The 8,264-nt window shown below is 40.1% G+C and carries 6 protein-coding genes and 1 pseudogene; all 7 read left to right on the top strand.

Annotated features, from left to right (window positions below; all coding sequences use genetic code 11):
- Positions 1-750 (top strand): annotated as a pseudogene (gene rseP, locus A5875_RS06885) (RIP metalloprotease RseP); the annotation flags it as partial.
- Positions 751-848: 98 nt separating this feature from the next.
- Positions 849-5,192, top strand: coding sequence for a PolC-type DNA polymerase III (locus tag A5875_RS06880; protein ID WP_176244625.1), 4,344 nt, complete (start codon positions 849-851; stop codon positions 5,190-5,192).
- Positions 5,193-5,354: 162 nt separating this feature from the next.
- On the top strand, positions 5,355-5,828 hold the full coding sequence (rimP, locus tag A5875_RS06875) for a ribosome maturation factor RimP (RefSeq protein ID WP_088932917.1): 474 nt from the start codon (positions 5,355-5,357) through the stop codon (positions 5,826-5,828).
- A 113-nt stretch (positions 5,829-5,941) separates the two neighbouring features.
- Positions 5,942-7,108, top strand: coding sequence for a transcription termination factor NusA (gene nusA, locus A5875_RS06870; protein ID WP_088932916.1), 1,167 nt, complete (start codon positions 5,942-5,944; stop codon positions 7,106-7,108).
- Between the two features lie 19 nt (positions 7,109-7,127).
- Complete coding sequence (gene rnpM, locus A5875_RS06865; RefSeq protein ID WP_088932915.1) at positions 7,128-7,424, top strand: RNase P modulator RnpM; 297 nt, start codon at positions 7,128-7,130, stop codon at positions 7,422-7,424.
- Positions 7,417-7,719: a L7Ae/L30e/S12e/Gadd45 family ribosomal protein gene (locus tag A5875_RS06860; RefSeq protein ID WP_171004990.1), complete on the top strand. Its 303-nt coding sequence runs from the start codon at positions 7,417-7,419 to the stop codon at positions 7,717-7,719. Before rnpM ends, A5875_RS06860 begins: the two co-directional genes overlap by 8 nt.
- A 12-nt stretch (positions 7,720-7,731) precedes the next feature.
- The coding region (locus A5875_RS24120; RefSeq protein WP_254911855.1) for a translation initiation factor IF-2 N-terminal domain-containing protein at positions 7,732-8,264 on the top strand (533 nt) is incomplete at its 3' end.

Genomic DNA, 8,264 nt, shown 5'->3' with positions numbered 1-8,264 from the left:
TGAGCGTCTCGTGGGCTCGGAGATGTGTATAAGAGACAGATCATATTGTTTATCGCTCTGGCTTTCTTACAAGGTGGAGTTGCAGACTACAATACAAATCAGATCGGAACGGTGCAAGCAGAAAGTCCGGCAGCTGTTGCGGGGCTAAAGGATCATGATGCCATCGTTTCTGTAGATGGAAAGAAAATCTCTTCTTGGGATGATTTAACTGATACTGTTACGAAAAAGCCAGGAAAAGAATTGTCGGTTGTGATCGAGCAGGATGGCAAAGAGAAAACCGTACAAATGACACCGAAAAGTGTTAAAAGCAATGGTGAAAAAGTTGGTCAAATCGGTGTAACACCTTATATGAAGACCAGTTTCACAGATAAGGTTGTCGGCGGTTTAACGCAATCATGGGATATGGTTACAAGAATTTTCGGTGCGTTAGGTTCACTATTCACTGGATTTAGTTTAGATAAACTTGGTGGACCCGTGATGATGTATCAGATGTCTGCGGAAGCCTCGCGTGCGGGGATTAAAACGGTCATTTATTTGATGGCGCTCTTGTCAGTCAACTTAGGAATTGTCAATTTGCTGCCAATTCCAGCCTTCGATGGCGGTAAGATTTTACTGAATTTAATCGAAGGGGCACGGGGAAAACCGCTTGATCCAGAAAAAGAAGGTATGATTACCATGATTGGATTTGGGTTTATCATGCTTCTGATGATTTTAGTCACATGGAATGATATTCAGCGTTTCTTCTTTTAAATGAAAGGATCGAAATTTTTTCGATCCTTTTTCTAATGCAATCATAAAAAAAAACAGGTATACTGGAACATACTTGAAAAAGTGAAGGAGATGTCATTTTGTCTAAAAATCGTGAGCTGTTCGAAAATTTATTACGACAAATTGAATTAGCCGAGACAGAGCAGCAACATCCAATGATCCAAGCAGCAGAGATCAAAGAGGTTGTTGTTCATGAGAAATCACGTGTTTGGGAATTTTATATTCAAACACCAGAAATTTTACCGGCGAAATTATTTTATGCGTTTTACCAAAAGCTGCAAATCGCTTTCCAATCTATTGCGAAGGTGAAATTACATATCGTCCCAGAAGACAATCAATTTGAAGAAGAGCTTCTGCAAAATTATTGGCAGTTGGCTTTGAGTGAGCAAGATTGTGATACGCCGCTAGTGAAGCAAGTTTTGAGCAAACCGCTGCCAGTTATCCAAGGCAAGCGAATTGTATTATTGATCGATAATGAGACGGTTATTCCATTTTTGAAGCAGCAGTATTTGCCGTTGATCGAAGAAAATTTAGTCTCATACGGCTTTCCACATTTGCGAATCGATCCGGAAGTAGACAAAGAGCAAGCTGATAAAAAATTACAAGAATTCGAAGTTCGGAAACAAGCGCAAGCACAGGCGATGCAAGAACAAGCAGCAGCCAGCATAGCGCAGTACGAATCGAAGAAAAAAGAACAGAAAGTAAGTGCTGCCCACTTTGACGGACCGATTCAAATGGGCCGCAATATCCCGGCAGATGAAGCCATCACACCGATGGGCAATATCATTGAAGAAGAGCGTCGGATTACTATTGAAGGATTCATTTTTGATAAAGAAGTACGTGAGTTGCGTTCAAAACGGAAAATTTTGATCATAAAAATGACTGACTATACGTCTTCCTTTGTAGTAAAGAAATTCTCAAATGGTGAAAAAGATGAGGCAATTTTTGAAGCAATTGCCAACAATAGTTGGATTCGTGTGCGAGGCAGTGTGCAAGAAGATACCTTCATGCGTGATTTAGTCATGAATGCCCAAGATATTCAAGAAGTTAAACATCCAGAACGGCAAGATACAGCAACAGAGAAACGTTCAGAGCTGCATCTTCATACTAATATGAGTACGATGGATGCCATTAATGGTGCTAGTGAGTTGGTCGCACAGGCGGGAAAATGGGGACATAGAGCAATTGCGATCACTGATCACGGCGGAGCTCAATCATTTCCTGATGCCCACGCCGCCGGAAAAAAAGCCGGTGTAAAAATTCTTTATGGTGTTGAAGCAAATGTCGTTTCTGATGGTGTACCGATTGCTTATAATGATGCTCATGAATCATTGACAGATGCTACGTATGTCGTTTTTGACGTGGAAACTACGGGGTTGTCTGCCGTATACGATACAATTATTGAGTTGGCCGCGGTTAAGATGCACAAAGGAAACGTCATTGATACCTTTGAAGAATTTATCGACCCGGGGCATCCGTTATCAGAAACAACGATCAATTTAACTGGGATCACTGACGAAATGGTACGCGGCTCAAAACCAGAAAAAGAAGTCATGGAATTATTTGAAAAATTCTGTGAAGGTTCGATCCTAGTGGCCCATAATGCGACATTTGATATTGGATTTATCAATACTACCTATGTTCGACATGATATGCCGGAAACACCAAATCCAGTTATCGATACTTTGGAATTGGCTCGTTTCTTATACCCAGAGTTTAAGCGATTTGGTTTAGGTGTCCTGACTAAGAAATTTGGCATCAACCTAGAGCAACATCACCGAGCTGTTTATGATGCTGAGGCAACAGGACATTTAGCATGGATTTTTGTTAAAGAAGCGATCGAAAAACACGACATGAACTATCATGACCAATTGAACGATCATGTTGGTGAAGGTGATTCTTATAAACGTGCACGACCGTTCCATGCAACGATTTTAGCGAAGAACCAAGCTGGTTTGAAGGATTTGTTCAAATTAATTTCGATGTCTAATGTTGAATATTTTGAACGTGTTCCGCGGATTCCGCGTTCCCAACTAAATAAGCTGCGTGAAAACCTTTTGGTTGGTTCTGCTTGCTCGCAGGGCGAAATATTTGAAGCGATGATGCAAAAGGGCGTTGAAGAGGCTAAAAATCGTGCAGCTTTTTATGACTATATTGAAGTGATGCCAAAGGCTGTTTACGCACCTTTGATTGAACAAGAATTAGTTAAAAATGAGTCGGACTTAGAAGATATTTTGCGGAATTTAATTCAGATCGGCAAGGACTTAAACAAAACAGTGGTTGCAACTGGAGATGTTCATTATTTGAATAAAGAGGATGCAATCTATCGTAAAATTTTGATTAGTTCAATGGGAGGAGCTAATCCGTTAAATCGTCACAGTTTACCGGATGTACATTTCCGGACTACGGATGAAATGTTGCAGGCCTTCAGTTTCTTAGGTCCAGAACTAGCAAAAGAGATCGTTGTTGATGGTCCCAATGCAGTGGTTGACAGCTGTGAAGAAATTGTTCCAGTTAAAGACGATCTTTATACACCTAAAATTCCTGGTTCAGAAGAAGAAATCAAAAAATTAAGTTATGACCGTGCTCGTGAGTTATATGGTGATCCATTACCTGATATCATCGAGAAACGTTTAGAAAAAGAATTAACTTCGATTATTGGAAATGGCTTTTCGGTTATTTATTTGATTTCACAAAAATTAGTGCACAAAAGTAATGCTGACGGCTATTTAGTAGGGTCGCGTGGTTCGGTTGGATCGAGCTTTGTTGCCACTATGACAGGTATTACAGAGGTAAATCCATTACCGCCGCATTATTATTGTCCAGATTGTCAATATTCGGAATTCTTTGAGGATGGTTCTTATGGTTCTGGTTTTGACTTGCCAGAAAAAGCTTGTCCAAAATGTGGTGCTCGTCTAAATAAGGATGGACACGATATTCCTTTTGAAACTTTCTTAGGTTTCCACGGGGATAAGGTTCCCGATATCGATTTGAATTTCTCTGGGGATTATCAAGCGAAAGCTCATGATTATACGAAAGTGCTGTTTGGAGAAGACTACGTTTATCGAGCAGGTACGATCGGTACAGTCGCTGATAAAACCGCCTATGGATTTGTTAAAGGATACGAACGAGATCATAATCTGCATTTTAGAAATGCTGAGATTGATCGATTAGCCAAAGGAGCAACTGGTGTTAAGCGGACGACAGGGCAGCACCCGGGCGGAATCATTGTTATTCCTGATTATATGGACGTTTACGATTTTACACCGATTCAGTTTCCGGCAGATGACCGGAATTCCGAGTGGAAAACGACTCACTTTGATTTCCATTCGATTCACGATAATGTTTTGAAGCTCGATATTCTGGGACATGATGATCCGACCGTGATTCGGATGCTCCAAGAATTATCGGGAGTCGATCCTAAAACGATCCCAACTGATGATCCGGAAGTAATGAAAATTTTTGCTGGTCCGCAGGTGTTAGGCGTTGAACCTGATCAGATTTATTCTAAAACGGGCACTCTAGGCATCCCTGAATTCGGTACACGATTCGTTCGCGGAATGTTAGAAGAAACGGGACCAACAACTTTTGCCGAACTGCTGCAAATTTCCGGCTTGTCACACGGTACCGATGTTTGGTTAGGAAATGCAGAAGAATTAATCAGTCGTGGTGAAGCTAACCTGGCCGAGGTTATCGGTTGTCGGGATGATATCATGGTCTACTTAATTCACGCAGGACTTGATAGCGGAATGGCCTTCAAAATCATGGAGACGGTACGTAAAGGTCAGTGGAATAAAATCGACGATGAGTTACGAGAAACATATTTAGCTGCGATGAAAGAAAATAATGTTCCAGACTGGTATATCGATTCATGTTCGAAGATCAAGTACATGTTTCCGAAAGCCCACGCGGCAGCTTATGTATTGATGGCGTTGCGAGTGGCTTACTTTAAGGTCTATTTTCCAATTCTTTACTATTGTGCATATTTTTCTGTTCGTGCTGACGACTTTGACTTAGTTGCAATGGCTAAAGGTAAGGATGCAGTTAAAGCAGCGATGAAGGCCATCACTGATAAGGGGATGGACGCCTCAACAAAAGAGAAGAATCAATTAACTGTTTTGGAATTGTGTAATGAAATGTTAGAACGTGGTTTTCATTTCGGGATGATTGATTTATACAAATCGGATGCTCAAGATTTTGTAATTGATGGAGACACATTGATCGCACCTTTCCGTGCTGTACCAAGTCTTGGCATGAATGTGGCAAAACAAATTGTTGAAGCACGTAAGGATGGTATCTTTTTATCAAAAGAAGATTTGGCCTCTCGAGGTAAAGTATCGAAGACCTTAATCGAGTATATGGATACTCATGGTGTTTTAAAAGATTTGCCGGATGAAAACCAACTTTCATTGTTTGATATGTAAAGAAAAAGATAAATTCAGCTTTAAAATGAAAGAAAATTCCACTATGAAAATGAAGCGGTTGAATTTTCAGTATATATGTGTATAAGAGACTAATCATAGAGTGATGGTGAGTGAGCGGATTTTTCGCTCACTCTTTTTAATGGAATAAAGGAGGCTGACAGTTTGAGCAGTGTAGTCGAAACAGTGACTGACCTAGTAACACCTATTTTAGATGAGCATAATTTTGAGCTGGTCGAAGTGGAATTTGTGAAAGAAGGAAAAAGTTGGTTTTTAAGAGTATTTATTGATAAAGAAGGCGGAATCGATATTGAAGAATGCGCCCTTGTCAGTGAACAACTTAGCGATAAATTGGATTCAATCGATCCAGATCCGATTCCGCAAGCATATTTCCTTGAGGTTTCTTCACCAGGGGCCGAACGTCCATTGAAAAAAGAAGAAGACTATCAAAAAGCGCTGGGACAATATATTAATGTGTCATTATATCAAAATGTTGATGGTGAAAAACAATATCAAGGCTTTTTGAAAGATTTAACTGAAGATGAATTGACATTAACAGTTAAAATTAAGACCCGCACTAAAGATATGGTTTTTGATCGTAAGAATATTGCAAAAGCCCGCTTTGCGATCGAATTTTAATTAATTGAAATCAAACCTATTTTTTCTTAGTAAATTGATATACGTGGTGAAAGCCAGACTTATTTTTACTCTGAGAAATAGATTCGTTAATATGAACTAGGAGGAAAGTTAGAATGAGTAAAGAAATGCTGAATGCGTTGGATACTCTAGAAGCAGAAAAAGGTGTTTCGAAAGAAATCGTAATCGAGGCGTTAGAGGCAGCTTTAGTCTCAGCATACAAGCGTCATTACGGTCAATCGCAAAATGTTGAAGTGGAATTCAACGAAAAAAAAGGCGATATTCATGTATATGCCGTGAAAGAAGTAACGGAAGAAGTTATGGATTCACAATTAGAAGTATCGCTGAAAGATGCAATGGAGATCAATCCAGCATATGAAATCGGTGATACGATTCGTTTTGAAGTAACACCAAAGGATTTCGGCCGAATTGCTGCTCAAACAGCGAAGCAAGTTATCCTGCAACGTGTACGTGAAGCCGAACGCAGCATCATCTACAACGAATATAGTGCTTATGAAAAAGACATTATGCAAGGTGTGGTTGAACGTCAAGATAATCGTTATATCTATGTCAACTTAGGCAAGATCGAAGCGGTTCTTTCGAAACAAGACCAAATGCCAAATGAACACTATAAACCACATGATCGTATCAAAGTTTATGTTTCTCGCGTAGAAAACACATCAAAAGGACCGCAAGTTTTTGTAAGCCGCAGTCATCCTGATTTGTTACGCCGTTTATTTGAACAAGAAATTCCTGAAGTCTATGATGGTATCGTCGAAATCGTCAGCATTGCTCGCGAGGCTGGTGATCGCGCGAAAGTTGCTGTTCGTTCAACAGACCCAAATATTGATCCAGTTGGAACTTGTGTTGGGCCAAAAGGACAACGAGTACAAGCAATTGTTAATGAACTAAAAGGCGAAAATATGGATATCGTTGAGTGGAACGAGGATCCAGCAGTATTTATTGCGAACTCCTTGAATCCAGCTCAAGTTGAAGATGTAATCTTCGATATTGATAATCCAAAAGTTTGTACCGTAGTAGTACCTGATTACCAACTATCATTGGCAATCGGTAAACGCGGACAAAATGCTCGCTTAGCTGCGAAGCTAACTGCACATAAAATTGATATCAAATCTGAATCAGACATGGAAGAATTTTACGCAAACTATGATGAATCAGAAATTGAGGAAATTGATCCTAGTGCAGAAGAGGAAATTGAAGAAGCAACACCAGAAATGACAGAAGAAGTTGAAAACGACGCTTCTGTTCAAGATGAAGAATAGTTAATTAGGAGGACTGCAAATGAAAAAAAGAAAAGTTCCTTTGCGCAAATCGGTCGTTTCCGGTGAAATGTTCCCTAAAAAAGAATTGATTCGCATCGCTAAGTCAAAAGAGGGTGAAGTTTCAATTGACCCTACAGGTAAGAAACCAGGACGAGGCGCTTATGTTGCGCTGGAACCGGCTGAAGTTGAAGAAGCTTGGAAAAAACGCATCTTAGACCGTACACTGGACATCGAATTGACTGATGATTTTTATCAAGAACTACTGGATTATGTGAAACACCAAAAAGCCAGAAGAGAGCTCTTTGGCAATGAATAAGCAGAAGGCCTTGAACATGTTAGGCCTTGCAATGCGTGCAGGCAAACTGATCACAGGGGAAGAAATGACGATCAATGAGATTCGCAGAAATAAAGTGAAGCTTGTGATTGTCACTACTGATGCGAGTGGAAACACTCAGAAAAAAGTATCAGACAAAAGTAAGTATTATCAGACGACATGTTTTGTCGAATTTACTCAAGGAGAGATTTTAGGCGCAATCGGCAAACCACGAAAAGTTATCGGGGTTTTGGACCAAGGATTCGCCGACAAAATTATGACGTTAATAACAGGTTAGGAAGGTGATTGCATGGGAAAAAAAAGAGTATACGAATTTGCCAAAGAAGTGAATCAATCAAGTAAGGATGTTGTAGAAAAAGCACAGACCTTAGGTATTGATGTTAATAATCATATGGGTTCATTATCAGGAGACGATGAATCAAAATTGAAACAAGCTTTTTCTAGCAAGCCGAAACAAACTACTCAAGCAAAACCATCAGCTAACCAGCACGAAAAACCAAAATTCCATGGAAAGAGCTCGAAGAACAACCCAAATTTCCAGAATAGAAAAGGAAATAAAGACTTGACACAAAACAATAGACAGAATAACTCAGCGAACGCAAACCGTTCAAACCAAGGACAACGTCCAAATCAAGGTACCAATAACAATGCACAACGCCAAAATTCAACACAAGGCAGTGCGAACAATGCACAGCGACCAAACCAAGGTCAACGCCCAGCACAAGGCAGTGCAAACAATAATACACAACGACCAAACCAAGGTCAGCGTCCAGCACAAAGCGGTGCAAACAATGCACAACGCCAGAACCAAGGTCAGCGTCC

This window comes from Enterococcus sp. 3H8_DIV0648 (assembly GCF_002140655.1).
GTDB lineage: Bacteria > Bacillota > Bacilli > Lactobacillales > Enterococcaceae > Enterococcus_A > Enterococcus_A hulanensis.
This window is presented reverse-complemented; position numbering and strand designations above follow the sequence as displayed.